This window comes from Streptomyces sp. NPDC104831 (assembly GCF_055583025.1).
The window spans coordinates 82,172-108,972 of record NZ_JBVJOT010000012.1; the positions used below are offsets into that span (position 1 = coordinate 82,172).

The 26,801-nt window shown below is 74.8% G+C and carries 23 protein-coding genes and 1 riboswitch; of the genes, 10 read left to right on the top strand and 13 right to left on the bottom strand.

The window, feature by feature from the left end:
• Positions 1 to 351 carry an ArsR/SmtB family transcription factor gene (locus tag ACZ63H_RS11375; protein WP_469863740.1) on the bottom strand — a complete coding sequence of 117 codons (351 nt, stop codon included), beginning with the start codon at positions 349 to 351 and terminating at the stop codon, positions 1 to 3.
• A gap of 78 nt (positions 352 to 429) precedes the next feature.
• Positions 430 to 614: riboswitch (cobalamin riboswitch) on the top strand.
• 29 nt (positions 615 to 643) lie between these two features.
• Here ACZ63H_RS11375 and nicT point away from each other — a divergent pair.
• Positions 644 to 1,726, top strand: coding sequence for a Nickel transporter NicT (gene nicT, locus ACZ63H_RS11380; RefSeq protein WP_469863850.1), 1,083 nt, complete (start codon positions 644 to 646; stop codon positions 1,724 to 1,726).
• 101 nt (positions 1,727 to 1,827) lie between these two features.
• Here nicT and ACZ63H_RS11385 read toward each other — a convergent pair whose 3' ends face one another.
• A complete protein-coding gene (locus tag ACZ63H_RS11385; protein ID WP_469863742.1) occupies positions 1,828 to 2,793 on the bottom strand; it encodes a nucleoside hydrolase in 966 nt (321 codons plus the stop codon).
• 17 nt (positions 2,794 to 2,810) lie between these two features.
• Between ACZ63H_RS11385 and ACZ63H_RS11390 the strand changes: the two genes are divergently transcribed.
• Entirely contained in the window at positions 2,811 to 3,008 is a 198-nt protein-coding gene (locus tag ACZ63H_RS11390) for a hypothetical protein (RefSeq protein WP_469863860.1), read from the top strand.
• Positions 3,009 to 3,432: 424 nt separating this feature from the next.
• Complete coding sequence (locus tag ACZ63H_RS11395) at positions 3,433 to 4,233, top strand: hypothetical protein (RefSeq protein WP_469863744.1); 801 nt, start codon at positions 3,433 to 3,435, stop codon at positions 4,231 to 4,233.
• 63 nt (positions 4,234 to 4,296) lie between these two features.
• Here ACZ63H_RS11395 and ACZ63H_RS11400 read toward each other — a convergent pair whose 3' ends face one another.
• Positions 4,297 to 5,640 (bottom strand): helix-turn-helix domain-containing protein, encoded by a 1,344-nt coding sequence (locus ACZ63H_RS11400; RefSeq protein WP_469863745.1) that lies wholly within the window; start codon positions 5,638 to 5,640, stop codon positions 4,297 to 4,299.
• 506 nt (positions 5,641 to 6,146) lie between these two features.
• On the opposite strand from ACZ63H_RS11400, the gene ACZ63H_RS11405 reads away from it, so the two are divergent.
• The 4 genes from ACZ63H_RS11405 (at position 6,147) to ACZ63H_RS11420 (ending at position 13,405) form a co-directional block, all read left to right on the top strand.
• Positions 6,147 to 7,097 carry an MIP/aquaporin family protein gene (locus tag ACZ63H_RS11405; RefSeq protein ID WP_469863747.1) on the top strand — a complete coding sequence of 317 codons (951 nt, stop codon included), beginning with the start codon at positions 6,147 to 6,149 and terminating at the stop codon, positions 7,095 to 7,097.
• Between the two features lie 188 nt (positions 7,098 to 7,285).
• Positions 7,286 to 12,430 (top strand): wHTH domain-containing protein, encoded by a 5,145-nt coding sequence (locus ACZ63H_RS11410; protein WP_469863749.1) that lies wholly within the window; start codon positions 7,286 to 7,288, stop codon positions 12,428 to 12,430.
• Between the two features lie 4 nt (positions 12,431 to 12,434).
• Complete coding sequence (locus tag ACZ63H_RS11415; RefSeq protein ID WP_469863751.1) at positions 12,435 to 12,752, top strand: hypothetical protein; 318 nt, start codon at positions 12,435 to 12,437, stop codon at positions 12,750 to 12,752.
• Positions 12,749 to 13,405, top strand: coding sequence for a hypothetical protein (locus ACZ63H_RS11420; protein ID WP_469863753.1), 657 nt, complete (start codon positions 12,749 to 12,751; stop codon positions 13,403 to 13,405). The genes ACZ63H_RS11415 and ACZ63H_RS11420 overlap by 4 nt, the downstream gene beginning before the upstream one ends.
• A 14-nt stretch (positions 13,406 to 13,419) precedes the next feature.
• On the opposite strand, the gene ACZ63H_RS11425 is transcribed toward ACZ63H_RS11420, so the two are convergent.
• Positions 13,420 to 14,088 (bottom strand): L,D-transpeptidase, encoded by a 669-nt coding sequence (locus ACZ63H_RS11425; protein WP_469863755.1) that lies wholly within the window; start codon positions 14,086 to 14,088, stop codon positions 13,420 to 13,422.
• Positions 14,078 to 14,596: a SigE family RNA polymerase sigma factor gene (locus ACZ63H_RS11430; RefSeq protein WP_469863757.1), complete on the bottom strand. Its 519-nt coding sequence runs from the start codon at positions 14,594 to 14,596 to the stop codon at positions 14,078 to 14,080. The genes ACZ63H_RS11425 and ACZ63H_RS11430 overlap by 11 nt, the downstream gene beginning before the upstream one ends.
• Before the next feature lie 141 nt (positions 14,597 to 14,737).
• Between ACZ63H_RS11430 and ACZ63H_RS11435 the strand changes: the two genes are divergently transcribed.
• Positions 14,738 to 15,760, top strand: a complete 1,023-nt coding sequence (locus tag ACZ63H_RS11435; RefSeq protein WP_469863759.1) for a L,D-transpeptidase — start codon at positions 14,738 to 14,740, stop codon at positions 15,758 to 15,760.
• 4 nt (positions 15,761 to 15,764) lie between these two features.
• Here ACZ63H_RS11435 and ACZ63H_RS11440 read toward each other — a convergent pair whose 3' ends face one another.
• The 3 genes from ACZ63H_RS11440 to ACZ63H_RS11450 form a co-directional block, all read right to left on the bottom strand.
• Positions 15,765 to 16,115 carry a cytochrome C oxidase subunit I gene (locus ACZ63H_RS11440; RefSeq protein ID WP_469863761.1) on the bottom strand — a complete coding sequence of 117 codons (351 nt, stop codon included), beginning with the start codon at positions 16,113 to 16,115 and terminating at the stop codon, positions 15,765 to 15,767.
• Positions 16,112 to 17,833 carry an aa3-type cytochrome oxidase subunit I gene (gene ctaD / locus ACZ63H_RS11445; RefSeq protein ID WP_469863763.1) on the bottom strand — a complete coding sequence of 574 codons (1,722 nt, stop codon included), beginning with the start codon at positions 17,831 to 17,833 and terminating at the stop codon, positions 16,112 to 16,114. The genes ACZ63H_RS11440 and ctaD overlap by 4 nt, the downstream gene beginning before the upstream one ends.
• A gap of 320 nt (positions 17,834 to 18,153) precedes the next feature.
• Positions 18,154 to 19,083 carry a LysR family transcriptional regulator gene (locus ACZ63H_RS11450; RefSeq protein ID WP_469863765.1) on the bottom strand — a complete coding sequence of 310 codons (930 nt, stop codon included), beginning with the start codon at positions 19,081 to 19,083 and terminating at the stop codon, positions 18,154 to 18,156.
• A 148-nt stretch (positions 19,084 to 19,231) separates the two neighbouring features.
• Between ACZ63H_RS11450 and ACZ63H_RS11455 the strand changes: the two genes are divergently transcribed.
• Complete coding sequence (locus ACZ63H_RS11455) at positions 19,232 to 20,674, top strand: MFS transporter (protein WP_469863767.1); 1,443 nt, start codon at positions 19,232 to 19,234, stop codon at positions 20,672 to 20,674.
• 137 nt (positions 20,675 to 20,811) lie between these two features.
• On the opposite strand, the gene ACZ63H_RS11460 is transcribed toward ACZ63H_RS11455, so the two are convergent.
• The 5 genes from ACZ63H_RS11460 to ACZ63H_RS11480 form a co-directional block, all read right to left on the bottom strand.
• On the bottom strand, positions 20,812 to 21,285 hold the full coding sequence (locus ACZ63H_RS11460) for a DUF5994 family protein (protein ID WP_469863769.1): 474 nt from the start codon (positions 21,283 to 21,285) through the stop codon (positions 20,812 to 20,814).
• Positions 21,286 to 21,347: 62 nt separating this feature from the next.
• Positions 21,348 to 21,647, bottom strand: a complete 300-nt coding sequence (locus ACZ63H_RS11465; protein WP_469863771.1) for an SCO5918 family protein — start codon at positions 21,645 to 21,647, stop codon at positions 21,348 to 21,350.
• An 82-nt stretch (positions 21,648 to 21,729) separates the two neighbouring features.
• A complete protein-coding gene (locus ACZ63H_RS11470) occupies positions 21,730 to 23,232 on the bottom strand; it encodes a DEAD/DEAH box helicase (protein ID WP_469863773.1) in 1,503 nt (500 codons plus the stop codon).
• A 220-nt stretch (positions 23,233 to 23,452) separates the two neighbouring features.
• Positions 23,453 to 23,656, bottom strand: a complete 204-nt coding sequence (locus ACZ63H_RS11475) for a cold-shock protein (RefSeq protein ID WP_007383480.1) — start codon at positions 23,654 to 23,656, stop codon at positions 23,453 to 23,455.
• Between the two features lie 695 nt (positions 23,657 to 24,351).
• Complete coding sequence (locus tag ACZ63H_RS11480) at positions 24,352 to 25,728, bottom strand: COG1470 family protein (protein ID WP_469863775.1); 1,377 nt, start codon at positions 25,726 to 25,728, stop codon at positions 24,352 to 24,354.
• Positions 25,729 to 25,931: 203 nt separating this feature from the next.
• On the opposite strand from ACZ63H_RS11480, the gene ACZ63H_RS11485 reads away from it, so the two are divergent.
• Positions 25,932 to 26,654, top strand: a complete 723-nt coding sequence (locus tag ACZ63H_RS11485; RefSeq protein WP_469863777.1) for a helix-turn-helix transcriptional regulator — start codon at positions 25,932 to 25,934, stop codon at positions 26,652 to 26,654.
• Positions 26,655 to 26,801 lie beyond the last annotated feature (147 nt).

The following is a 26,801-nucleotide window of genomic DNA, read 5'->3' on the forward strand; positions in this document are numbered from 1 at the left end:
TCAGGCGCCGCAGTGCTCCAACAGGCCCCGTACGTCCTCGTCCACCACCCGATAGCGCACCACGCGCCCCTCTTTCTCCCCCGCGACGACCCCGGCCGCGCGCAGCAGCCGCAGGGCCTGGGAGACGGCCGGGTCGTTCATGCCCGTGGCGATCGCGAGGTCGGAGACGGCCAGCGGCCCCGTCCGGTGCAGCGCGAGCAGCAGGGCGAGCCGGTTGGCGTCGGCCAGCAGCGAGAAACGGTCGGCCCAGGTGCGCAGTTGCCCCGCGTCGCCGATGGCGGCGATCGCCTCGCACACCCGGTGACCGTCGATGGTCCGGCGCTCGGCACGGTCGGCAGGCACGAGATGCATGCCCCCATCCTGGCAGGCCCCGATGTGATCTTGCATACCTGCCCGGCTGTGCAGCTATGCAGGAAACCGCGCGCCCCTCTACGGTGGGCGGGCCGTGGTGCTCGGGAAGTCGATGCAAGGTCGACGCGGCCCTCGCCACTGTGATCGGGGAGTTCCCGTTCCGTCCGGCACACCGCCGGGCCACTGGTCGTACGACCGGGAAGGCAGGGACGGCGGACGTGTGACCCGTAAGCCAGGAGACCGGCCACGGCAGCTCACGAAGTGATCCACGAGGTGCTGGAGCGTGAACCCGATGGTCGATGCTGCTTCTTTCCGCTGGCGACGCGAGGACACCCTGAAGACGGCGGGGCTGCTGGTGGTGATCCTCGCCCTGCACGTCGTCGCGTTCGGGATCCTCTATCTGCTGGTCGCGCCCCGGCACTACAAGGTCGGGACCGAGGTGTTCGGGGTGGGGCTCGGGATCACCGCCTACACCCTCGGGATGCGGCACGCCTTCGACGCCGACCACATCGCGGCGATCGACAACACCACCCGCAAGCTGATGGCCGACGGCAAGCGGCCGGTGTCGGTGGGGTTCTGGTTCGCGCTCGGGCACTCCAGCGTGGTCGTGCTGCTGGCCCTGCTGATCGCGGGCGGCACCTCGCTGGCCGGGAAGGTGATGAACGAGGGCTCCGCCACCCACCAGGTGCTCGGGGTGCTCGGCACGACGATCTCCGGGTCGTTCCTCTATCTCATCGCCGCCCTGAACCTGGTGGCCCTCGCGGGCATCCTGAAGGTCTTCCGGGCGATGCGCGCGGGCGCGTACGACGAGACGGAGCTGGAACGGCACCTGGACTCGCGCGGGTTCATGAACCGGCTGCTGGGCCGGCTGACCCGGTCCGTGTCCCGGCCGGGGCAGATGTACCCGCTGGGCTTCCTCTTCGGCCTCGGCTTCGACACGGCCACCGAGGTCACCCTGATGGTGATGGCCGGCTCGGGCGCGGCGGCCGGCCTGCCCTGGTACGCCATCCTGTGCCTGCCGCTGCTGTTCGCCGCCGGGATGAGCCTGTTCGACACCCTGGACGGCACGTTCATGAACTTCGCCTACCAGTGGGCCTTCGCCAACCCCGTCCGCAAGGTGTTCTACAACCTCGCCATCACCGGACTGTCCATCGCCGTCGCCTTCTTCATCGGCACCATCGAACTGGTCGGCGTCCTGCACGAGAAGTTCCACCTCAGCGATCCGGTCACCGGCTGGGTGTCCGGCCTGGACCTGGGCAACGTCGGCTACCTCATCGTCGGCCTGTTCGTGGCGGTGTGGGCGGCGGCGCTGGGGTACTGGCGGCTGGCGAGGGTGGAGGAGCGCTGGGCGGTGCGGGCGGCGCCGTCCGACTGAGGCGGCGGGCGCGACGAGGGCGGCGACGACGATGTGGACGGCGCCGCCGGCGACCGCCACCACGGCCCGACCGACGACGGGTCCCGGCACGGGGCGCTGCCTCAGGGCCGTTGCACCGTCTCCAGGTAGAGCCGCACGTACCGGTCGACGTCCACGTCCAGCGCCACGTCCACGAGTGCCCGTTCGCGTCCGTCGCCGTGGATCTCGGACTCGCCGGGGCGGGGCCGGAGGTCCACGACGGTCTGGCCGCGGGCCGGGCCGGGCGCCAGGGAGACCTCGACCGGCAGCAGCCGGGTGGTGAGGCCCGCCGGGTCGGCGACCGCGCACACCGCGCCCGCGTCGCCGAGCCCGCCCGCCTCCTCGGCCTCGGGCGGCTCGCCCTGGTGGGCCGGCCGGTGGGCGAGGAGGTCACCGGCCAGCCGGGTGCCGGGCTCGTCGCTCGCCCGCAGCCGGCGCACCTCGGGGGCGGGGACGACGACCCGCCGGAACACGTCCAGGCCGTACATGGTGATCGGCACCCCGGCGGTGAGCAGCACCGCCGCCGCCTCCGGGTCGTGCCACACGTTGAACTCGGCGACCGGGGTGGCGTTCCCGGTGGTCACCGCCCCGCCCATGAACACGATCCGCTCGATGTTCCGGGTGACCTCCGGATGCGTGCGCAGCAGCAGCGCGATGTTGGTGAGCGGGGCGGTCGGGATCAGCGTCACGGGGCGCGGGGAGGCGAGGATCTCCCGGCGCAGCAGGGTGACCGCGTCCACGTCCGCCGGGCCCCGGGCGGGTGCCGGCAGGCCCAGGTCGCCCATGCCGTCGGCGCCGTGCACCGGCGCCGGGCGGGCCGGTTCGAGCAGCGGGCGCTCGGCGCCCCGCGCCACCGGGATGCCGGGGGCGCCCGCCCGGTCCAGCACGGTCAGGGTGTTGCGGACCACCCCGTCCACGTCGGTGTTCCCGGCCACGCAGGTCACCGCCCTGAGGTCGAGGCCCGGGTGGCGGACGGCGAAGAGCAGGGCCAGGGCGTCGTCGACGCCGGTGTCGCAGTCGATGATCACGGGCACGGGCTGTCCGGTCACGGCGGACTCCTTCCGTCGTGCCGACCTTAGGACAGGGCGGCGGAGCCGGCCGGGGCCACCTGGACCGGGCGCTGGAGTTCCTGCCGACCGACCGGCAGATCCGCGAGCGCCTTTCGTCCCGGAGGGCGCTGGAGGGGGCGCCGCCCGCGCGGCGGTCCGGCGCGGCGGCTCCGGCACCGGCGGCGCGCCCGGCCGCCGAGGTCCCGCAGCCGTAGGCCACCGGAGCGGCGCCGGCCTCCCGGGCACCGCTCACCGCCTGGCACGGCACGAGCCGCGCGGCCCGGATCCGGGCCCCGGGGGCGCGGGTCCGGCCGGTTCGGCGCGCACACCGGGCGCGACCGGCGGCCGCACCACCGCCTCCGCACCCGCCTGGCCGCTCCCGGCCACCGGCGGCACGACCGGCTGGACGGACGCCGGCCGGGACGGGAACGCGCCGCCGCGGGGCTCGGCGGGGAGCGCCGCCGGCGCCGTACGGCCCGTCCGGCGGGACGCCCCGCCGGCACCCGCTCCCGCGGAACGGCGCCCCTCACCCGTACGGTCCCGAGCGCTGGTGCCCGGACCGGCCCGGTGGTGCCGTGGGACCAGGACCCCGCCGGCCGCACGCGGCGCGGGACCGCCGCACCAGCACAGGAGGCCCCGATGTCCCCCGCGATACCCCCGCGCGTCCCCCGCCTCCCCCGTGCCGTCCTGCGTCCCCTCCTCGCCGCCGGTCTGCTGCTTGGCGGCGGCTGCGCGGCCCTCACACTGCACCACCCGGCGAGCGCGCCGCACCCGCTGCCCACGGTGGACCGGCAGGCGGTGGTGTCCAAGGCGCCCCGGCGGGCCGACGGCTCCACGCTCGGCGACGAGCAGGCCGAGGCCGCGCTGATCAACCAGACCGATCTCGGCGCCCCCTGGACCGCGACGCGCGGCGCGGCCACCTGGCGGGACGGGCTGCTGAAGAGCCGCACCACGGCCGGGGAGTGCCAGCGGCTGCTGGACGCCCTCTACAGCGACGAACTCCTCGGCGCCCCGGCGCGGGTTGCGGTTGGCCTGGACGACGCCGACACGGAGGCGCAGCTGCGGTTCCAGATCGGCGCCCGCCGCCCGGCGGACGTCGACGCCGCGCTGGAGTGGCTGGGGGAGATGCCGGTGCGCTGCGCCCGGTTCACGGCCACCACCCAGCTGGGGCTGGTGGAGGACGTGCGGGTGACGGCCGCCGCGCTGCCGGAGGTCGGGGACGCCCGCCAGGGGCTGCGCGTCACCTGCGCGGCGACCGGGCCCGACGGGCAGCGGTACCTGCTCACGATGGACGTGGCCGCCGTCCGGGTCGGCGAGGACGCCTTCGCGCTCACCAACGGCGGCCTCGGCGACGTGCCGAACGAGGCGACCCAGGCGGCCGTCCAGATCGGCGCCCTGCGCCTGGCGGACATCCGCAGGCAGGGCCGTGCACAGGTGTGAGTCCCCCGGGGCCGGGCGCGCCGGGAGCCGGACGGGCAGGCGCGGCGCGCTCGGTGCGCGGGATCACAGCGGGGGCTGGGCCGGGGCCGGGCCGAGGGTGGTGGTGCCGGGGGCGGTGCGGTGGCCCAGGCCGGTGCGGTAGGCGTCCAGGGCGGCCTCGGTCCGGCCCGTGCGGCGCAGCAGGTCGCCCAGCAGCCGGCACAGGTCGGCGAGATCACCGGCGGCGCCCGCGCGTTCCAGCAGGCTGAGGGCGCGGACGTAGTGCTCCTCGGCGGCCTCGGTGTCCCGGGCGTCCTCGGCGATGATGCCGAGGAGGCGGTGCGCGGCGGCGGCGTGCACGGCGCCGCGCTCGGAGGAGAGGTCCCCGAGGACGTCCTCCAGCAGCTCGGCGGCCTCCTCGGACCGGCCCCGGCGGTGCAGCACGTCGGCGAGTTCGACGGCGGCCTGGCTGCGGTAGAGGGCGGCCCGGGACCGCGCGAGCATCCCGTACGCCCGGCGCAGCTCCTCCTCCGCCCGGTCCAGTTCGCCGTTCTGCGCGTGGACGTAGCCGCGCATCCAGTGGCAGTTGGCCAGCTCGGTGCGCAGCCGCAGCTGGCGGTACAGCTCGGCGGCCTTGGCCAGGGAGGCGTCGGCCTCGGCGAGCCGGCCCTCGGCGAGCAGGGTGCGGGCGACCGAGCGGTGCATCCGGGCGATCAGCGCGGGGTCGCCGGCCCGCGGGGCGAGCGCGAGGGCGAACTCGGCGGCCTGGGCGGCCCGGGCGTGGGCGCCCATGTCCATGTACGGGCCGATGACGCCGGCGTAGAGCAGCAGCAGCGCGTCGGGGTCGTGCAGTCCGCCGCGGTTCAGCTCGTCGAGGGTGGACTCCAGGAGGTAGACGGCGTAGCGGAGTTCACCGGCGAGGTAGTGGGCGACGGCCCGGCCGCGCACGGCGGGCACCCGCACCGGCAGGGCCTCGTCGGCCAGTTGCTCCTCGGCCCGCTCGAAGTACTCCCGGGCCCTGCTCAACTCGCCGGTCTCCAAGGCGCACTCACCGAGTCCGAGCAGCGCGGCGGCCCGTTCGCCGTCGAGCCCGTGGGCCCGGGCCTCGGCGCACACCACGCCGTACTGGGCGGCGGCCTCCTCGGCCCGGCCGTCGGCGAGGATCCGCTGGGCCTCGGTGAGCCGCAGCCTCAGGCCGGTGGCGAGGTGGGCGGGGCGGCCGACGGTCAGCTCCTCGAAGCCGACCCCGAGCCGGTCCGCGATGTGCCGGAGCGCCTCGTCCGAGGCCCGGACCCGGCCCGCCTCCAGGGTGGAGATGTAGGCGGGCGTGTACGCGGGCTCCGCCAGCTGCCGCTGGGTGAGTCCCCGCTGGGTGCGCAGCCGCTGCACCCGCCGCCCGACGACCTCCGGATCGTCCCGCTCCCGCATGCCTCCATGCCCCCCAACTCCCCGGGCCGCCCTTGCCGTTGGGCCGCGACAGCACCTAGGTTAAACGGCGGATTAAGCATGCTTGACACTCCGCTGTCGTGTTGCGAGGTCGCCGTGTCCGGACGTACATCCGCACCTTACGCACCCCACGCCCGCACCCCCGTCCGGCCGGCCGGCCGGGCCTCAGCCGCCCGGGGCGTCGCCGCGGCCGTGATCGCCGCGTCCGGCCTCCTCCTGGCGGCCAACGCGGGCCCGGCCGGGGCCGCCGGCACCCCACCGGAACCGGCGTCGGCCGCCCAGCACGCGGGCGGCTGAGACCCCGGGCCCCGCCTTTCGCGGGCCGTCCTCGGGGGGCCGCCCCCGCGGATCGTCCCCCGGGGGCCGCCGCCGCGGGTCGCCTCGCGGGTCGCCCTTGCGGGTGGCCGGGAGGCGTTCGCCCTGCGGCGAGTGACGTCGTGCGCCAATATGGTGACATTGGCCGCATAGCTCTCGTCAAAGGGGGCCCCATGGCTGTGGACATCCCTCCGCTCGTCAAGCCGTCCCGCCTCAGAAGCCGGGGCGGTCTGCTGGGCGAATGCATGGCGGAGTTCCTCGGGACCTTCGTCCTCATCTCCTTCGGCTGCGGCGTGGTCGCGATGGCGGTCGCCGCACTGCCGGGTTCCGGCCGGGCCGCCACGCCCACCACGATCTTCCTGGCGGCCGGCGACTGGCTGCTCGTCGCCTGGGGCTGGGCCTTCGCGGTCATGTTCGGCGTCTACGTCGCCGGCGGGATCAGCGGCGCCCACCTGAACCCGGCGGTCACCCTGGCCATGGCCCTGCGCCGGGGTTTCTCCTGGGCCAAGGTGCTGCCGTACTGGATCGCCCAGGTCGTCGGCGCCCTCACCGGCGCGGCGCTGGTCTACCTCGTCTACCACGCCGCGATCGACGCCTTCGACGCCACCGTGACCGGGCCGAAGGTGAACGGGCACACGAACACCACGTTCTCCATCTTCGCCACCTTCCCGGCCCCCTACTTCCATGGCGGCGTCTGGGGCCCGCTGATCGACCAGATCGTCGGCACGGCCTTCCTGCTGATGCTGATCGCCGCCGTCCTCGACCTGCGCAACCAGGCCGTGCAGGCCAACCTCGCTCCCCTGATCGTCGGCCTCGTGGTCGCCGCCATCGGCATGTCGTTCGGCGCCAACGCGGGCTACGCCATCAACCCGGCCCGCGACTTCGGCCCCCGCCTGTTCACCTACGCGGCGGGCTGGGGCAGCCTGGCGTTCCCGGGCAGCGTGTCCGGCGCCTTCAGCGGCTACTGGTGGATCCCGATCGTCGGCCCGCTGATCGGCGGCGCGCTGGGCATCCTGGTGTACGACCTCTTCATCGGCGACGTCCTGCTCACCCGCAGCCGCCTGGCCCAGCTGCCGCCGCCGGGCCGCTCCACCCCGACGCGGACCACCCACGAAGCGGAGTGACATCCGGCCGGGAGCGCGAAGGCGTTCCCGCACGCGCGACGGCCGTTCCCCCTCGGGAAGACGGCGACCGCGGCATCCCGCCCGCGGGCCACGGTCCGGCCCTCCCGGGGCGGCGCGCACTTCTGCGATAATCGCCCTCCATCCATGACGAGGGGTCAACTCGCGGCGCGCCGGGGGGAGTAGGCACGATGACCGCCGGTCGACGGCGGGCCCTGCTGATCGCGGTGCCCGGCTATCCGCAGCTGGAGCGGGTGGAGGAGCTGAAGGACCACTTCCCGGGCCTGCCCTTCACCGCGCAGGACGTCGCGACCCTGCGCGCCACCCTGCTGCGCAGCGGCTACCAGCCGGAGCACGTGACCGTGCTCGACGACGAGGACACGACCGGCGAGGGCGGCATCCGCGACGAGCTGGGCCGGTTCCTGCACTCCCTGGAGGACGGCGACACCGGCCTCGTCTACTTCTCCGGCCACGGCGTCCGGTTCGGCGAGACCGACTACCTCGTGCCCAGCGACATCCGCGCGGGCTGGGGACGCGCCGGGGAGCGCACCCTCGGACCGCACGGCCTCATCGAGGTGGCCCCCGACGACCTGCTGGCCCCTTTGCGCTCCAACGCCACGGTGCTGGTCTGCCTCGACGCCTGCCGCAGCAGCGGGGACGACCCGCCGCCCGCCTTCGACGAGATCACGATCGGCCGGCACTGGGACAACGTCGCCCTGCTGAGCGCCTGCGCCCCCGGCGAGCAGGCGCTCGGCCACGGCGACACCGGCAGCCTCCTGGCCACCGCCCTGAGCGAGACCCTGGCCCCGGAGTCCCCCGCCCGCACCTTCGGCCAGGTGATCGCGCGGGTGGAGCGGCGCGCGGAGGAGATCGCGGCCCACTACACCCACTGCAGGCCGCCCACGGTCGACGCCCGGTGGCTGGGCCGGGACCGGACGGGCGGCGCCCACGCCGGCGTACCGCTGTGCGAGGCCGTCGAGTCCGCCGGGCCCTGGACGGACGCCGTCCTCAGCTCCGGCCTGTGGGAGCGGACCGAGGGCACCACGGCCGCCCAGCGCGGCCGGGCCAAGGAGCACCTGGCACAGGTCGTGCAGAAGACCATCGCCATCCGCGCCCGGCGGGAACCCGAGGCCGACCCCTGGGACGACCCGCTCGTCCCACGGCGGCTGATCGAACGGCTCGACCAGCTCGTCGAGGCGGCGGGCGCCCGGCTCGGCCTGGTCGAGACGGTGGTGCTGCTCGGCGCGCCCTTCCTGCGCGAGGCGGCGCTCTCCTGCGGCCTGGCCGCGCTGCGCACCCTGTACGGCGACGGCCCGGAGGACCCCGCCCCCGCCCACGACCTGCCCGAGGACGGCTTCCTCGCCCACCTCGACCGGGACATGGGCGACGTACGCCGCGCCCACCGGCAGATCGAGGCCACCCGCCGCACCCTGCTGCGCCGCGGCCACAAGGCCGACGCCCGCGCCGCCGAGTACTGGCTGCGGCACCGCTTCCTCGCCGACTGGGACCTGCTGTGGGAACAGCGCGAGGACGCCGAGCTGGACAGCCTGCGCGCCGCGCTCGACCTGCTGGTGCGGGCCGCGGAGAGCGCCGCCGGCCTCACCCTGGGCGCCGACGAGCGCGGGGTGCTGCGGCGCGCCGTCGTCCAGGTCGTCTCCCAGCTCGGCACCGGCGCCCCGGCCGACGCCGTCGCCCCCGACGGCACCCCCTGGGACACCGACCTGTGCGCCTACCTGTGCGGAGAGGCGGACCGGTGGAGCTGGCGCCCCCGCGAACTGGCCACCCTGCTGCCCCTCGCCGGACTCCTCGCGATCGACCCGCGCCGGCTCGACGGCGTCCTCGTCGACCACCTCGGCCCGCGCGAGCCCACCCAGGTCCGGCCGGAGGGCGTCAAGGCCGAGATCGCCGCGAACGACGGCTTCCGGCCCGCCTCCGGTCCCTGGCCGCCGGGGAACGGCACGCCCGGGCCCGCCCCGGGCACCGTCTGGCGGCTGGTGTTCAAGTGCGGCAGCGCGGCCCTCTACACGGCGCTGGACCGGCTCGCCACCCGTATCGCCGCCGTGTCGGACGCCACCCGCCGCACCCAGGGCACGCTGCGCCACGGCGACCTCCTCCACGGCCTGCCCCAGCTGGTCAAGACCGAGGGCCTGCTGCCGCGTCACCGCGGCTTCGACAAGCCCCCGCCCCGGTTCCGGCTCGCCGAGGACGAGGTCAAGCCCCTCATCATGGGCACCCAGCTCTACGGCGACCGGATGCTGGCGGTGCGCGAGCTGTACCAGAACGCCCTCGACGCCTGCCGGGTGCGCCAGGCCCGCCGCCGCTACACCGAGGGCGGCCGGCGGGACGGCGACCGCCCGGAGCGCGAGCAGCTCGCCGGGTGCCGGATCACCTTCACCCAGGGGACCGACCCGGACACCGGCCGCACCTACATCCAGTGCGAGGACAACGGCGTCGGCATGACGGCCGAGGAGCTGCGGGACCTCTTCGCCCAGGCCGGCCGTCGCTCGGAGCAGTCCGCCGCCCGGATGCGGGAGATACGCCGCTGGCGCCGGCGGGGCATCACCACGGAACTCAACAGCCGCTTCGGCATCGGCGTCTTCAGTTACTTCATGCTGGCCGAGGAGGTCGAGGTGACCACCCGGCCGGTCGACATGACCGGCGGCCTCCCGCTCGACGGCCACCGGGCCAGCGTCACCGCCGGTTCGGGCCTGATGCACCTGAGCCGGGAGCAGGGCGCGCTGCTGGGCGGCGGCACCCGGGTCCGGCTCTACCTGCACGACGCCCCCGAGGAGACGGACGAGGAGCGCCCGTCCCTGATCGCGGCGCTGCGGGAGTTCCTGTGGGTGAGCCCGGTGCGGGTGACCGCCACGGAGTACGGCGGCGACCCGGCGGAGTGGCGTCCGGGGGAGCTGTACGGCGACTCCTCGGTGCCGGGGGCGCGCATCGCCGCCACCGAGGGGGTCTGGTGGGTGCGGGGCAGGGGCATGCTGCTGGCGGACGGGCTGCTGGTCTCCCGGACCGAGCGCCCGGAGGGATACGTCGTCAACCTGCGCGCCAGGCACCGGCCGGAGCTGAGTGTCGACCGCAACCGCTTCCTCGGGTACGACAGGCGCCGCGTGGAGGAGGACCTGAAGGAGGCCGTGCCCACGCTGGTCCGCTCGGCGTGGCGGCCGTTCCCGCTGGACTGGCTGTGGGACCTCGCCAACTCCTGGCCCCGGCTCGCCCAGGACGTCCTCGCCGGGCTGATGGCGAAGGACGTGAGCGTGGTGGTGCCGCCACGGCGCATCGACGGGGCGGGGGGACGGTCGGTCGTCGCGTTGCGCGATGTCGGCTGCCTGCCCTCCGACGCCGACATCCTGGAGGAGGAGTTCGAGGTCACCGGCCTCGACTCGCACTTCTTCGAGGCCTGGCGCTCCAGTGCGCTCGGCGCCGACCGGCAGCTGGGGTCGTTCCGCACGCCGCCCGGTCTGCCGCGGCCCGAGCCCCTCGACGCGGCCCTGTTCGGCCACGTGCCGGGCGGGTCCTTCAGACAGCCGCTGCGGGCCGCGGCGGACACCGGGTGTTCGCTGCGGGAGACGACGCGGCGCCTGCGCCGGTACGCCATCGTGGGCGTGCGCGTCCCGGAAGCGGCGGACATCCGCGCCCTGGACGGCCTCGTGCCGAGCCGCCTGACGGCCACGCTGTACGGACAGTTCGAGCAAGCGGCCGGACCGGGGCCGGGGGAGAAGGACCCGGACGGGCAGCACGCGGTGCGGGAGGCGCTGGTGCGGGTCTCCGCCCGGGAGAAGGTGAGCCTGGGAGTCCTGGCCGCGTTGTGCGCCCGGCTGTCGTGGCTCGACCCCTCGCTCCCGGCGCCACCGGACCCCGGCGAGTTCGCGGCCCACCGCGTGGACGCGCGGGAGGCACGGGTCCTGCTGGGGGACCGGCCGGGCGAGGTGCCCTTCGAGATCTCGCCGTTCTCCGCGCTCGTACGGCCGGTGGACGTCGCCTGGAGGGCGCACCACACGGGGATCCCGCCGGCCGAGATCGAGGCGGTCGTACGCCGCTTCGCCCCCCTCGGCTACCGGCTCACCGGTCCGGAACTGCCGTACCTCCTGGACGAGTCGCAGCTCGCCGCGCTCAGCCGGGACGTGGACGCGCAGCCGCCCTTCCTGCCCCCCGACCCGATCGGCCTGCGGCACCTGGTCCGGCTGGCCGCCCGGCGCGAGGAGGCGGTCGGGGCCACGGCGTCCTGGCTGGCCGGGTGGGCGGGGCCGCTGGGCGTCGAGGTGGCGGACCCCGGACCGCTCGCCTCGTTCGTGCCGCCCGCCTGGTGCGGGCCCCTCCCGCCGCAGCGCGCCGGCGCCGGGGACGCGGTGATGACGGTCTGGGAGCTGCTGTGGGTCTTCGAGAGAGTGGGGAACGCCGTCGTACCGCCGGGGGACCTCGCCGCGGTCGAGGCGCTGGCGGACGCGGGACTGGTCGAGCGGCGGGCGGTGGACGCGGTCCGCGCGTGGTACGCCGGGACGGGCTCCGCGCGGCCGTTCCTCCGGCAGGGGCAGCCGCTGCCGAGCGGGTTCCGCCGGCGGTCGGGGCTCCCCACCCTGGCGGGGAGCATCGGGCGGCACGACCGGTTCTCCCCGGCCTCCCTCGTGGGGCTGGCCGCCGCCTACCAGGAGAGCGTCGGCACCATCGCGGACCTGCTGCGGAGCGGTGCACCCGGCTACGGCTTCGAGGTGCCCGAGGTGCCCGGGGACGTCGCCGGGCTGAAACCGAACGGCCCCGTGCGCGAGGCCCTGTGCGACGGCGGGAGGTGGCGGCCGTCCGTCTCGCTGAGCGACCTCACCGTCCTCGCCGACAACCTCGGCCTCGACCTCCCCACCGCCGCCGCCGAACTCAACGCCTACGCCCCCCTCGGGGCCCCCACGGTCCCCGTACGGCCCGGGTCCGTCCGGCCGTCTAAGCCCCTGGAGCGCGACACCGCCGCCGAGTACGCCCTCCTCCAGTCCTGCCTGGAGGACTCCTGGACCCTCCCCCCGCTCGGCCTGGTCGTCGCGGCCGGGCGGCTCGGGGCCGGGCTGCGGGAGACGTACCGGCGGCTCGGGCCGTTCACCGGGGTCGGACTGGAGCTGCCGTACCCGGAACCCGGCTGCGACCGCGTCCCCGACTGGCGGGACGTCGTCCTGCTCACCGCCCGGCTCACCGGCAGGGAACCGGTGCTGTCCCACGAGGTCGGCGCGGACCACCTGGACCTGGCGGCCGAGGAGACGGGCCTGACGGTGGACGAGGTCCGCGCGCGCCTCGCCGACTACGCGCCCCTGTTCGGTTTCCGCCTGCCGCCGCACGAGAGGACCTGACCGCGTGTCGCACGACCCCAAGCCCTTCCAGTCCCGGCACCTGCCGGACCAGAGCGGATTCGTCTGGGAGACCTCCGGCGGACGGCTCGTCATCACCGGCACCTGCCCGGCCTGCCGCGGCGCGATGAGCCATCCGGTGCCGGCCATCAGGCCCGGGTCGGTGGCCAAGGGGCTGCCCCGCGGCGGGTCCGGGCGGGACGAGCTGCCGGACGAGGTGTACATGCGCTGCCGGTGCCGGCTGCCCCACCCCGGGGACCAGCAGGAGACCGGCGGCTGCGGGGCCAAGTGGGTGGCGGTCCGCCGGCCGGGCACCGGCTCGTGACAGCGGCGCGCCGGTACGAGCCCGAGGAACTGGAGCGGGCCCAGCGGCGGCTGGACGCCATGGCCGAGGCCCAGCTGGAGATCGCGCGGGCGCAGGCGGAGGGCTGGCGGAACTTCCTCGGCGTCGCCACCGGGCTGCTGGCCGCGGTGCTGGTCCTCAAGGGCCGGGAGAACGTCGCCGAACTGCCCGGCGGCTACCGGCCGGCGGTAGTCGTGCTGGTGGCGGCGGGACTGGTGCTGCTGCTCGGCGCCGCGTTCCTCGCCGTGTCCGCCGCGCACGGGCGGCCCGGCGACGTGCTGAGGTACGCCCATGCCGCGCGGCTCCTGGACTGGGAGGAGCGGGAGCTGGACCGGATCGAGGCGCGGATCGGCGCCGCGCGCTGGGCGGCGGTGCTCGGCGTGCTGGCCACCGCCGCCGGGATCCTGCTCACCTGGGTGGCCCCGGGACCGGACGACCCGGCGCCGACGGTCCGGGTGCACACCCGCGGGCAGTCCCTGTGCGGTGAACTCCTGGCGGTCGACGGCTCCGGTGTCACGATCAAGGTCGAGCCGAAGGGCGGCGGGGACGGCAAGGGCGGCAAGGGAGCCGTCTCGATCCGCCACCTCGCCTGGGAGCGCGACGCGGTGAGCGTGGCCCCGGCCACCGCCTGCTGACCCGGCCCGGCCGGTCACGTGCCGCTGCCCGTGATCACCACCCGGGCGCCGACCTCGGTGTGTTCGTACAGCCAGCGGGCGTCGTCGGGCCGCAGGCCGATCAGGCCCAGGGTGGACGGGCGGCGGCCGGGGACGTCGGCGTCGGTGCCGTAGAGGAAGTGCGGTTGCCGTCCGGGGCCGCTGAAGGCCAGCACCCAGTCGTGCCGCTCGACCTCGCCCGTCGGCGAGGCGCTGAACCGGGCATGCCGCAGACGTTCGGTGACCCGGCCGACCGCGTCGTCCTGGAACGGCCGGTTCATGCCGGGCGCCGAGACGGCGAACGTCCGTCCCCCGGCCCGCAGTTCCAGGGCGGACAGGTCGATCCGGATGTCCTCGACGGCCGTGTCCCGGTCGGGGGGCGGTACCGGGGCGGTGGTGGAGGCGGTCGCGGCGGGCGGTGGCGCGGGCCGGTGGGTGCCGTCCAGCAGGGCCGTGGCGGCGAGGACGGCCGAGGCCGCGACGACGAGCCCCGCCGACACCAGTCCGGCCCGGCGGGTACGGCGGCGCAGCTCGGCCCGGCGGCGCACGGCGGCGCCCGGGCCGGGGGCGAGGCGCCGGCCCTGCCCGGCGACCTCGCGCAGGGCGCGCGTCAGCCGGTCGGCGGGCTCCCCGGGCCCGGCCGGCTCCGACGGGTCAGGGCGCATGCGTGGCCTCCTTCGTCCCGGTCATGACTCCGGCCTCCTCGGGCGACAGCCGGCGGGCGAGCGCGGCGCGGCCCCGGGCCAGCCGTGCCTTGACCGTGCCGGCGGGCGCGCCGGTCTCCGCGGCGATCTGCTCCACGCTCAGGTCGCACACGTGGTACAGCACCACGGCGAGCCGCTGCGGCGGGGGCAGTTCGCGCAGTGCGGCGACCAGGGCGACGTGCTCCGGTCCGGGGCCCGGGACCTGGTCCCGCGGGGTGTCCTTGCGGACGAGTTCCAGCCAGCGCCGGGCCCGCCGGAAGCGGCTGACCGCGAGCCGGGTGGCCACCGTGCGGATCCACGCCTCCGGTGCCTCGGCCGCGTCGAACGACGCACGCCGGTCCCAGGCCCGTACGAACGCCTCCTGCACGACGTCCTGGGCCTCGGCGTGGTCGCCGGTGAAGGCGTAGAGCTGCCCCACGAGACGGGGGAAGGCAGCCGTGTAGAAGGCGTCGAACTCCTCCTCCGTCATCCCGGCCCCCGCATCGCCCGTCCCCGAAGAGGCGATCCTACGGTGCGTCGCGCGGCCGGGATTCCTCCCCCGGCCCGATGCAACCGGGGCGCCGCGCGGTGCGTACAGACCATGTCCGTACGCATCCCAGGGGGGACTTCCGTGTTCACGCACGCGCAGGAATCACGCATCCGCGACCACGCACGCCCGGCGCGGGACGCCCGCACCGCGCGCCTTTCGTCCGCCCGCCGCCCGGGGACCGTCGCCGGTGCCCTCGCGGCGGCCTGCGCGCTGGTGCTCGCCGCCACCGGGTGCGCGGCCACCACCTCCGGCGCCGTGACGAAGCCGGCCCGACCGGCCCGCGCCACGTCCGCCGCGCCCCGCCCCACCGTGCCCGCCGTCCCCGAGCCGGCCGCCCTCGCCGACGCGCGGGTCAACGTCGGCGAGGGGGCCACCGTGGGCGTCGGCATGCCGATATCGGTCACCTTCCCGCGCCCGGTGCCGCGGGCCGAGCGGGCGGCGGTCGAGCACTGGCTCGCCGTCACCACCGGGCCCGCGGTCACGGGTGCCTGGAGCTGGGTGAAGGACCGCAACCTGCTCGACGGGCAGCGCGTCGACTACCGCCCGCCCGCGTACTGGAGGCCCGGCACCCGGGTCACGCTCCGCGTCGGCAGCCACGCCGTGCGGCACTTCTCCATCGGCCGCTCCCTGACCGCCACCGTCGACGTGCGCACCCACACGATGACCGTCACGGAGGACGGCAGGCCCACCACCCGGATCCCGGTCACCGCGGGCCGGCCCGGTCTGGACACCTGGAACGGGACGATGGTGGTGATGGACAAGCAGCCCAAGGTCTACATGGACTCGCGGACCGTCGGTCTCGGCGACGCCTACCACGGCTACTACGCCTGGGCCGTGCACACCACCGCGTCCGGCACCTACGTCCACCAGAACCCCAACGCCGACACCCACGCCGGCCGGTCCAACGTCACCCACGGCTGTGTCGGCCTCGCCACCGACGGCACCGCCGAACGCTTCTACCGGCGGGTCGTCCCCGGCGACGTCATCCGGGTCACCGGCTCCAAGGACACGGTCGAGGCCGGCAACGGCTACGGCGACTGGAACCTCACCTGGTCCGAGTGGCTGGCCCACAGCGCGACCCGGCCGGGCGGCGCGGACCGGTGAGGTCTCACAGGCACAGCAGCAGCGCGGCCAGTGCCGTGCAGCCGGCGCACACCGCGAGCACCACGGCCAGACAGCGCCGCCGCAGCTCCTGGTAGCGGTGCTCGTACTCGGCCCGCAGCGACACGCACCGGGCCGCGACGCGCTCCAGGTCGGCCCGGGCCCGGCGCAGGCTGTCGGCGGTGTAGTGCCGCTCGACCTCCTCGCGCTGGGCCGTGGTCAGCCACTCCAGGGGGCCGGTGAACTCGCGGGCGCGCTGCTCGGCCTCGGCGATCCGGGCCTGCCACAGCAGATAGCCCTCGACCTCGTTGCCGAGGTCACCGCCGGTGCCGGTCCCCCGCTTGCGCAGGCCGCTCATCCGCGGGGCCGGTCGCTGGTGGCGATCTCGTAGCCCTCCTGCTCCCGCGCCGCGATGTCCGGGTGGTGCAGGTCGAAGGCCGGGGACTCGCTGCGGATCCGGGGCAGGGTGACGAAGTTGTGCCGGGGCGGCGGGCAGGAGGTCGCCCACTCCAGCGAACGGCCGTAGCCCCAGGGGTCGTCGATGCCGACCGGCCGGCCGAACTTGGCGGTCTTCCAGACGTTGTACAGGAACGGCAGCATGGACAGGCCGAGCAGGAAGGAGCTGATGGAGGACAGCGTGTTCAGCGCGGTGAAGCCGTCGGACGCCAGGTAGTCGGCGTAGCGGCGGGGCATGCCCTCGGCGCCCAGCCAGTGCTGGACCAGGAAGGTGCCGTGGAAGCCGACGAACAGCGTCCAGAAGGTGATCTTGCCGAGGCGCTCGTCGAGCATCTTCCCCGTGAACTTGGGCCACCAGAAGTGGAACCCGGCGAACATCGCGAAGACGACCGTCCCGAAGACCACGTAGTGGAAGTGGGCCACCACGAAGTACGTGTCGGAGACGTGGAAGTCCATGGGCGGCGAGGCGAGGATGACGCCGGTCAGCCCGCCGAAGAGGAACGTCACGAGGAAGCCGGCCGCCCACAGCATCGGTGTCTCGAAGGACAGCGAGCCCTTCCACATCGTGCCGATCCAGTTGAAGAACTTCACCCCGGTCGGCACGGCGATCAGGAACGTCATGAAGGCGAAGAAGGGCAGCAGCACACCGCCGGTGACGTACATGTGGTGGGCCCACACCGTGACCGACAGCCCGGCGATGGCGATGGTCGCGGCCACCAGGCCCATGTATCCGAAGATCGGCTTGCGGGCGAACACCGGGATGATCTCGGTGACGATGCCGAAGAACGGCAGGGCGATGATGTACACCTCCGGATGCCCGAAGAACCAGAACAGGTGCTGCCAGAGCAGGGGGCCGCCGTTCGCCGGGTCGTACACGTGGGCGCCGTAGATGCGGTCCGCGGCCAGCGCGAACAGGGCGGCGGCCAGCACCGGGAAGGCCAGCAGGACCAGCACACCGGTCAGCAGCACGTTCCAGGTGAAGATCGGCATGCGGAACATGGTCATGCCCGGGGCGCGCATGCAGACGATCGTGGTGATGAAGTTGACGGCGCCGAGGATCGTGCCGAAACCGGAGAAGGCCAGGCCGAGGATCCACAGGTTCCCGCCGACCCCGGGGGTGCGGGTGGCGTCCGACAGCGGGCTGTAGGCGAACCAGCCGAAGTCGGCCGCGCCGTTGTTGGTGAGGAAGCCGCCGACCGCGATGAGCGAGCCGAACAGGTAGAGCCAGTAGGCGAACATGTTCAGCCGGGGGAAGGCCACGTCGGGCGCGCCGATCTGGAGCGGCATGATCCAGTTGGTGAAGCCGGCGAACAGCGGGGTGGCGAACATCAGCAGCATCACGGTGCCGTGCATCGTGAACATCTGGTTGAACTGCTCGTTGGAGATGATCTGGAGGCCGGGGCGGGCCAGCTCGGCGCGCATGAGCAGCGCCATCACGCCGCCGAACAGGAAGAACGCGAACGACGTCGCCAGATAGAGCGTGCCGATCGTCTTGTGGTCGGTGGTGGTCAGCCACCTCACCACGACGTTGCCGGGCTGCTTGCGCCGGACCGGCAGCTCGTTCTCGTACGAGTCCTCGGCTGCCGCGCCACCGCCCTGGGGTTCGTTCAGGATGCTCACAAGTGGTCCCACTCCCGATGCTCGCGTCCGCCCGTGCCACGACGGCGGTGTCACCGGCCATCCTCACCGCCGGAGTGCGCCCCGGGGGGCCCGGGCAAGGCCGCCACACGGCCGTCCGGGTGAGGGATGCACCCGGACGCAGTAACCGGCCGCGTGTCACGGCGGCCGGACGGGGCCCCGGCGGTGCCGGTCGCGGGGCGCGCTCGGGCCGGGTGCCGCGGTGGCCGGGCCGGGGCCCGGTGGCGCGGGCCGCGCCGTGTGCCCGCGCCGTGCCGGGCGGGGGCGGGCGACGGGGCCCGCCGGGTCCGCGCGCCCCGCGCTCACGCCGCGCGGACCCGGCGGGCGGGGGGCGAGGGCAGCGGAATCTCCCGTGCGGCCTCGCGGGCGAGGGCCGCGAAGAGCCGCACGGTGCCGCTCGCGTCGCCGGCCCGCCACATCACGCCGTAGCGCAGCGGCTCCTCGCCGACGACCGGCACGTACGAGACGCCGGGCCGGCCGTGGTAGAGGGCGGTGTGGGCCGCCGTGAGCAGGGCGCCCCGGCCGCCGGCCACGAGGGTCAGCGCCTCCGCGAAGGAGGCGACGGACGGCCCCCGCCCGATCGGCCGGCCACCGGGCGTGCGGTCCGGCGTCCGGTGCCGGCGCCAGTGCTCGGGGGCGTCCCCCTCGATGGCCAGCAGGGCGACCCCGGCCAGGTCCTCCGGTGTCACCGCGCCCCGCCCGGCCAGCGGATGCCCCGCCGCGACGGCGAGCACCCGGCCCTCGGCGAGCAGGGCGGGCCCGTGGCGCAGATCGGCGTCCCGCGCGGGGAAGTCGGTCAGCTGGACGTCGAAGTCGCCCCGGCGCAGCATGCCGTAGGGATCGCCGAACGGCACCTCGCACACCTCGACGGTGGCCCCGGGGCGGGCGGCGCGCAGCCGCTCGGCCGTCTTCAGCGCGATCTCCCCGGCCAGCGGGGTGGAGAAGCCGACGTGCAGGACCCCGGCCGACGCGCGGGCCGCGGCCACGGCGTGCGCCAGGGCGTCCTGCATGCCGCGGTAGTGGGGTTCCAGCTCCGCGCGCAGTCCGCTGCCGAGGTCGGTCAGGGCCACCCGCCGGCTCGTGCGGGTGAACAGGGGCGCCCCGACGCGGCGTTCGAGCCGCTGGACGAGCTGGCTCACCCGGGCGCGGGACAGCCGCAGCCGGTCGGCGGTGCGGCCGAAGTGCAGCTCCTCGGCGAGGACGAGGAAGCAGGCGAGTTCGTTGTGGTCCACGTACCTCTCCGGGGGCCGCGGACGGGGGTCCGGGCATCGATCGGTAAGCCTGGCTGAACGAACGTCGCGCACTTCGCCGTTGTTCCCGGACGGCGCGGGGCGAAGGCTGGACGCATCCCAAACACCTTTGCTCCGGGAGGAGTTCATCGTGGTCACCACCCCGCCCGCCGCGTCCGGACCGGGCGCACGCCGCTGGGGCGTGCTGCTCGTGCTGTGCGGCGCGATCTTCCTCGAAGGCATCGACGTCGCCATGCTCAACGTGGCGCTGCCGTCGATCCGTTCCGACCTCGGGATGTCCACGGGCGAGCTGCAGTGGGTCATGAGCGCCTACGTCCTCGGGTACGGCGGCTTCATGCTGCTCGGCGGCCGGGCGGCCGACCTGTTCGGGCGCCGGCGGATGTTCGTGCTGTGGCTCGCCGTGTTCCTGCTGTTCTCCGGGCTCGGCGGACTGGCCACGGAGGGCTGGACGCTGGTCCTCGCCCGGTTCGTCACGGGCGTCGCCGCCGCCTTCATGACCCCGGCGGGGCTGTCCGTCATCACGACGGGCTTCCCCGAGGGTCCCGAGCGCGACCGGGCCCTGCTCGTCTACTCGGGCACCGCCGCCGGCGGCTTCACCGTCGGGCTGGTCGCCGGCGGGCTGCTGGCCGCCGTCCACTGGCGGTGGGTGTTCTTCGCGCCCGTCCTGCTCGCCGCCCTCATCCTGGCCGCGGCCGTCGTCTGCGTGCCCCGGGACGCGCGCCCCGGCGGGTCCCGCCGGCGCGTGGACCTCGCCGGCGCGCTCACCGTGACCGCCGCCCTGGTGCTGATCGTGCTGGGCGTGGAGCGCGCCGCCCAGGCCGGGGCCGCCGTCACCGCGGGCACGCTGCTGGCCGGGCTGGCGTTCCTCGCGGCCTTCGTCCTGATCGAACGGCGGGTCGCCGAACCCCTCGTCCGCCTGGGCATCCTGCGCGACGGCAGGCTGGTGCGGGCCAACATCGCGGCGCTGCTGTTCTCCGGCGGGTTCTTCGGCTTCCAGTTCCTCGTCGTGCTCTACCTCCAGGAACTGCGCGGCTGGTCCACGCTCCAGACCAGCCTGGCGATGCTGGTCGCCGGCATCGACGCGGTGCTCTCGCCGACCCTCACCCCGCGCCTGACCGCCCGCTTCGGCAACGCCCGGGTGATCACCGGCGGCCTGCTCCTCGCGGCCCTGGCCTACGGGCTGTTCCTGCCGGTGCGGGCCGACTGGACCTACGCGGCGATGTTCCCCAGCCTGCTCCTCGTCGGCCTGGCCTTCTCCCTGGCGTACGGGCCGCTGACGATCACGGCCACGGACGGCGTCGCGGAGCGGGAGCAGGGCCTCGCGGGCGGCCTGCTCTACACCGCCTTCCAGTTCGGCGCCGCGCTCGGTCTCTCCGCCGTCACCGCGGTCGCCACCCACGCCGACGCCGCGGACGGGCGGCTGGACGGCTACCGTGCGGGCCTGCTGGTGCCGTTCGCGGCGGCCCTCCTCGCCGCCGCGGTCAGCGTCCTCGGCGGGCGCTCCCGCCGCCGGGCCGCGCCCCCCGCGACCACCGAGGAGCCGCCGGCGCGGCCGGAGCCGTCCCGGGCGTGACGCGCGCGCCCCGCCCCGGTGCCCGGGCGCGGACCGGGTCCCGGAACGTCCGTGTCGCTCGTGGGACTCGACCGGGCCTCGCCGGCGGTACTGGCGGCACTGGCGGCGGGGCGGACGGCAGGGAGGGGCGGTGCTCCTCAGCGCTCCCAGGTGGCGCCGGCGAGCGCCAGCATGTGCGGGGCGCTCAGGGCGTTTTCCGGGTCGGCGGCGGTGGTCAGCAGCCAGCGCGCCGCGTCGGCCGCCTCGCCGGGCGGGACGACCAGCAGCTCCCGGTGGTCCCCGGTGCCGTAGCCCAGGCAGATGGTGTGGGCCTCGGTGTCGACGGCCGACAGGGACACCAGGATGACCCGGCCGGGCGCCGGCACCCGGTGCGGGGCGTCCGGCCAGGCCGCGGTGTCCACGGTGACGTGGGTGACCGCGCCGAGGCCGGCGGCCAGCGCGCCGACCAGGGCCGGCAGTTCCAGTTCCAGCGCGTCGCAGCGGGGCCACCACGCCCCGGCCAGCGGGCCGTGGCCGCCGTCCGGGGTCAGGGTGAGCCGGGGAAGGGGCATCCGGTAGGTGTGCGCTCCGGCCGGAGAGACGTGCCCGGCGGGGCTTCCGTTCCTGTCCATGCGTACGATCCCGTCCCGGACGGACTTCCGCCGCCCGTTTCTGTCGTGGCGCCGGTGCCGCTCTAGGCCAGCGGGTTGTCCGCCCAGGGGAGCGAGGAGGCCGCGCGGTGCTCCGCCGGCGGCGTGGCCGACACCTCGTGGCAGGTGAAGCCGAGCCGGGTCAGCGCACGGCTCACCTCGGCCGCGGTGAAGTCGCGGCGGTCCTGCCCGGTGATGATCTGCCCGATCTGCTTGACCGGGTAGACCCGGCCGTCGACGGTCGCGCAGACGCCGACGGCGGGCTCCGGCGGGACGCCCTCCATCGACCGCTCGACCTCGGACTTGGTCAGGTCGAAGGGGAAACGGGCGATGACACAGCGCATGGTGCCTCCAGCTGAGCGGTCGGGATGCGGATGAGGACGCCGAGGGCGCGGGGCCGCTCGACGGCCAGGGGGACGGATGCGGTCACCGGTTCCCCTCGGGAGCGGGACGCCCGGACGGGGCGCGCCGGGGACCGCGGGGCCGCCGGGACCGTCCGCCCCGGCCGCGCCCGGGGGCGCCGGCGGACTGGGGACGTTCGGCGGCCGGTGCGGCGAGGGTGACGGGGACGCCGGAGGGGGTCCGGGCGCCGGTGATCCGGGTCAGCTCGGGCTCGCCCGGGCGGACGCGGGTGGTGCGGGCGGTGATGTCGGCCGCGCTCATGAGACGGTCCACCGCCCGCCGCTGGTGCGGCAGCACCAGGGTGACGACGGTGCCGGACTTGCCGGCCCGGGCGGTACGGCCGCCCCGGTGCAGGTAGTCCTTGTGGTCGGCGGGCGGATCGACGTTCACCACGAGGTCGATGTCGTCGATGTGCAGGCCGCGGGCGGCGACGTTGGTGGCCACCAGGACCGTGACCTCGCCGTCCTTGAACCGGGCGAGGGTGCGGGTGCGCTGCGGCTGGGACTTGCCGCCGTGCAGCGCCGAGGCCCGCACGCCGACCGACAGCAGGTGCTTGGCCAGCCGTTCCGCCGCGTGCTTGGTGTCCAGGAACATGATCACGCGGCCGTCGCGGGCGGCGATCTCGGTCGCGGTGGTGTGCTTGTCGTCGTCGTGGACGTGCAGCAGGTGGTGCTCCATCGTGGTGACCGCGCCCGCCGACGGGTCGACCGAGTGCACGACCGGGTCGTGCAGGTAGCGGCGCACCAGGAGGTCGATGTTGCGGTCCAGGGTGGCCGAGAACAGCATCCGCTGACCGTCCGGGCGGACCTGGTCGAGCAGGGCGGTGACCTGGGGCATGAAGCCCATGTCGGTCATCTGGTCGGCCTCGTCCAGGACGGTGACGGCCACCCGGTCCAGCCGGCAGCCGCCGCGGTCGATGAGGTCCTTGAGCCGGCCCGGGGTCGCGACGACGACCTCGGCTCCGGCGCGCAGCGCGGACGTCTGGCGCCCGATGGACATGCCGCCGACGACGGTGACCAGACGCAGGCGCAGCGCCCGCGCGTAAGGGGTGAGGGCGTCGGTGACCTGCTGGGCCAACTCCCGGGTGGGGACGAGGACCAGGGCCAGCGGCTGCCGGGGCTCGGCCCGCTGCCCGGCCAGCCGGGCCAGCAGGGGCAGGCCGAAGGCGAGCGTCTTGCCCGACCCGGTGCGGCCGCGGCCGAGGACGTCCCGGCCGGCCAGCGTGTTCGGCAGCGTCGCCGCCTGGATGGGGAAGGGCGCCGTCACGCCTTCGGTGCGCAGCGCGGTGTGCAGCGCCTCGGGCAGGTCCAGTTCGGCGAACGTCTCGGCCGGCGGCAGCGCCTCGGTGAGGGTGACCGGGAGGGCGAACTCGCCGCGCGGCGCGCGCCGGGCGCCGGGGCTCTTGCCCTGCGGGCCCTTGCCGCGCGCGTTGGTCCGCGACGAACGGAAAGAGGCGGAGTCGTTGCCGCCGCGGCGGCCGGTGCCACCGGTGCCTGCGGCGCCCCGGGTACGACGGGTGGGGTTCATGATGAGGAACCTCCTCGAGGTGCGCGGCACGTGTCGAGGAATTCCTTTCGGCGGTGCGCAACCGCGGCAGAATTCACAAGAATGAGCCGAAGGGAGAGCCGAAAGGCGCCAGGGGGCCCGGACGGCGGGTAAACGGGGCCGGGGTTTCCCGGAAGAGGGCAAACGGACCGGGGCCCGCGCCCCATGAGCGCGGGCCCCGGCCTCGTAGAACGCGTCAGCGTCAGGCGGGAACGATGTTCTCGGCCTGCGGGCCCTTCTGGCCCTGCGTGACGTCGAAGGTAACCTTCTGGCCTTCCTGAAGCTCGCGGAAGCCGGAGGTGGCGATGTTCGAGTAGTGCGCGAACACGTCGGCGCCGCCGCCGTCCTGCTCGATGAAGCCGAAGCCCTTTTCCGCGTTGAACCACTTCACGGTGCCAGATGCCATATTGATTCTCCCTAGGGGCAGTGCCGTGATCCGCACTGTGCGGATCCCGAGTCGCCGCGATGATCGCCCCTCAGGGGTCCCGGAAAAATCCGGCAATCAAAACTGCAACTGTTATCACGGTAACACGGACCGCCCCGGCACACCCAGGTTTTCTTTCACCCGGTGTCGCCGGAGGCGACATTCTGGAGCGCCCTCATCGCAAAACCTTTCGGCGTGCTGCGGGCAATTCTCCAGTCGCGGGAACAGATATGGTGCCGCCGTCCGGGCCCGGCGGTCGTCGTGGTGTTGCCGGCGGGCGGGCGGCCGGAGGGTGTGGCGCCTTCGTTCCGGGGACGCGGCTCCGCGTGGTGCCCGGTGTCCCGGTGTCCCGACGTCCGGGTGTCCCCGACCCGGACGTCGGCGCGCACGCCTATGTGGTGCCGCCGCGACAGGGTTGCCGCCGGCGGCCCGGTCGTGCGGCGGCACCCGGGTCCCCGGGTGCCGGGCGGCCGGGTGAGGGGCCTCACGTTCCCCGGGGCGGCGGTCCGTCCGGCGCGGCGGCGCACTCGGAGCGCGGAGGGCGCACCGGAGACACGAGGCGCCGGAGGGGTGGCATTTTTCAGCCACGTGATGGCTGTTTCCGGACGGAGAAAGCGCTAACTCTTGGCAAATGCACCCAATGTCGACTGACAATGTGTCAGGATATGGGGTTGAAGTTACTGGCTGGTACGACTGAGCACGCCACTCACGTTCAGGACCTCGTGGCATCCCTGCGCCTGACGTCCGGACGCCGGTGTACCGGGCTTCTCACACGTCACTTCGACGGTCACGGTGTCGTTCTCGGGGATCTTGATGGGGGTCACCCAGTGGTAATCCTGGTTGCGGAAGGTCTCCAGCGCGATGGTGGTGATCTTGCGGTCCCCGAAGCTGATCGTCATCAGCCCCTCGTCGCCCTGGAAGTTGGCGACGACGATGTCCGTGACCCCGAAGACGCTGTCCTTGGGCACCTGGTAGACGCCGGTCTTGGTCTCCCCGCGGGCCGACTGCACGTCGATGGTCTGCGAGGTCTGCCGGCCGCCGCCCACCACGGTGCCGCTGCCGCCGTCGCCCGACGTGCCGTCCTCACCGGACGTGCCGTCGCCACCCGTGCCCGGAACGCTCGACCGCCCGCCACCGGGCGCGGTGTTCTTGCCCGTACCCGTACCCGTACCGGGACCGGTGCCCGGGGTCTGCCCGGCGGCGTCCTCCTCCCCGGCGGGCGTGGGCCGCGGCTGGACCGCCTCGGTGGCCGCTTCCTTGGCAGCGCTGCGCACCGCCGGACGGACCAGCATGAACCAGGCCAGCAGCAGCGCGAGCAGCGCCGCGAGCAGCGCGAGCAGCCACTTCGGGAAGATCGGGATCTGGACGAACTCCGCGTCCAGCGGCGCCCGTACGACGGGTTCGTCCCGCCGGGGCTCGTCCTGTTCACCGGTCTCGGCGGCGTCCACGGTGAACGGCCACACCACCGGGGCGCCGAACCACACCGGCTTGCCCGTGCGCACCCGCAGGCCGATCTCCGCCGACTCGCCGGGCTCCAGCGGCTGCTGCGCCGGGGTGAAGGCGAACGCCAGCTCCTCGCCCGCCTGTCCGGCGGTGAAGCCCACCAGCACCGGGGTGTTGCCCTGGTTGCGCACCGCCAGCCGGTAGCGTCCGCGCAGCCAGCCGCGCCGCCGGCGCGGGGCCAGTTCGCTGTGCAGCTCGTGGAACGCCCCGATGTGCACGACGGTCTCGAGGACCCGCACCGACTCCGGGTGCTCGGCCGGCAGCACCCGCACGCCGAGGGGCACCTCGCCCGCCCGCACCTCGGGGGAGCGCGGCGGCTCCAGCCGCACCGTCACCGTCTCGGACGTGCCCGGATACAGGGAGACCCGGGCGGGCTCCACGGTGGTCCAGGCGGCGCAGTCCCCCACGATCTCCAGGCTGTACGCCTCGACGATGTCGCTGTCGTTGCGCACGGTCACGGTGGTCGTGGCGATGTCCCCCGGCGCCACGGTCACTTCCGGGATGTCGAGGCCGGGAGCGCCGGGGCTGGAAGAGGCTGCAGAAGGCGTCACGCCAGCACGCTAGACCGCGCCCGGGAGCGCCGCGAGAAGCGCGAGGGCAATGCCCGGGCAGTCTCGGTGCCCCTCGGGTCACCCGCCAACTCCCCGAGGGAGACGAACGGTTGAGGCCGCCGTCGCCCCGGGTGCGCCGTCCGACGGCGCTCGTCCCCGTCCCCGCATACCCCGACCAGCACTCTTGAGACAGGTAAACCGCTATGTCCAGCACTGAGACAGCCGGGCCGGCCATGCCCACCACCCCGTCCGGTGGGTCGGCTCCCGCCTGGACCACGCACCGGACCCCCCGCACCGACCGGCCCGACCGGGTGACCGTCGCCGTCTACGCCGCCGACCCCGTGCTGCGCCTGGGCGTCGTGCAGCAGCTGCGGCAGCGCCCCGAGATCGAACTGTCCGCCGAAGCCGACGCCGAGCGGGCCCAGGTGTCGCTGGTGGTGGTGGACCACGTCGACGACGACGTGACCGCCCTGCTGCACCGCCTGCGGCACAACACCGCCACCCGGACCGGCCTGGTGGTCGCCACCCTCGGCTCCGGCTCGCTGCAACGCGTCATCGAGTGCGGGGTGGCGGCGGTGCTGCGGCGCGCCGAGGCCGACCAGGACCAGCTGCTGCGGCTCGTCCTCGCGATAGCCAACGGCGAGGGCGTCCTGCCCGGCGACCTGCTCGGCAAGCTCCTCAGTCACGTCGGCGGCCTGCAGCGCTCGGCGCTCGACCCGCGGGGGCTGTCCCTGTCCACGCTGACCACCCGCGAGGCGGACATGCTGCGGATGGTGTCGGAGGGGCTGGACACCGCGGAGATCGCGCGCAAGACCTCGTACTCCGAACGGACCGTCAAGAACATCCTCCACGAGGTCATCACCCGGCTCCAGCTGCGCAACCGGGCCCACGCCGTGGGCTACGCGCTGCGCAACGGCCTGATCTGACGGACCGTCCCGGTCACGGCCGCGGCCCGGCCGGGAACGCGCGCTGCCCCAAAGCACACCGAGCGTTTCCCCCGGGTATGGCCCCGCCGCCCTCCCATGCCGGACGCGGCCCGGACAGGGTGGCGGGGGCGCACCCGGACTGCCGCA

Coding starts and splice junctions, on each gene's coding strand:
- ACZ63H_RS11465 (WP_469863771.1), bottom strand. CDS start 21,647: ATGCGCTGTGTCATCGCCCGTTTCCCCTTCGACCTGACCAAGTCCGAG.
- ACZ63H_RS11485 (WP_469863777.1), top strand. CDS start 25,932: ATGTCCAGCACTGAGACAGCCGGGCCGGCCATGCCCACCACCCCGTCC.
- ACZ63H_RS11375 (WP_469863740.1), bottom strand. CDS start 351: ATGCATCTCGTGCCTGCCGACCGTGCCGAGCGCCGGACCATCGACGGT.
- ACZ63H_RS11430 (WP_469863757.1), bottom strand. CDS start 14,596: ATGACGGAGGAGGAGTTCGACGCCTTCTACACGGCTGCCTTCCCCCGT.
- ACZ63H_RS11410 (WP_469863749.1), top strand. CDS start 7,286: ATGACCGCCGGTCGACGGCGGGCCCTGCTGATCGCGGTGCCCGGCTAT.
- ACZ63H_RS11475 (WP_007383480.1), bottom strand. CDS start 23,656: ATGGCATCTGGCACCGTGAAGTGGTTCAACGCGGAAAAGGGCTTCGGC.
- ACZ63H_RS11470 (WP_469863773.1), bottom strand. CDS start 23,232: ATGAACCCCACCCGTCGTACCCGGGGCGCCGCAGGCACCGGTGGCACC.
- ACZ63H_RS11440 (WP_469863761.1), bottom strand. CDS start 16,115: ATGAGCGGCCTGCGCAAGCGGGGGACCGGCACCGGCGGTGACCTCGGC.
- ACZ63H_RS11405 (WP_469863747.1), top strand. CDS start 6,147: ATGGCTGTGGACATCCCTCCGCTCGTCAAGCCGTCCCGCCTCAGAAGC.
- ACZ63H_RS11395 (WP_469863744.1), top strand. CDS start 3,433: ATGTCCCCCGCGATACCCCCGCGCGTCCCCCGCCTCCCCCGTGCCGTC.
- ACZ63H_RS11460 (WP_469863769.1), bottom strand. CDS start 21,285: ATGGACAGGAACGGAAGCCCCGCCGGGCACGTCTCTCCGGCCGGAGCG.
- nicT (WP_469863850.1), top strand. CDS start 644: ATGGTCGATGCTGCTTCTTTCCGCTGGCGACGCGAGGACACCCTGAAG.
- ACZ63H_RS11400 (WP_469863745.1), bottom strand. CDS start 5,640: ATGCGGGAGCGGGACGATCCGGAGGTCGTCGGGCGGCGGGTGCAGCGG.
- ACZ63H_RS11425 (WP_469863755.1), bottom strand. CDS start 14,088: ATGCGCCCTGACCCGTCGGAGCCGGCCGGGCCCGGGGAGCCCGCCGAC.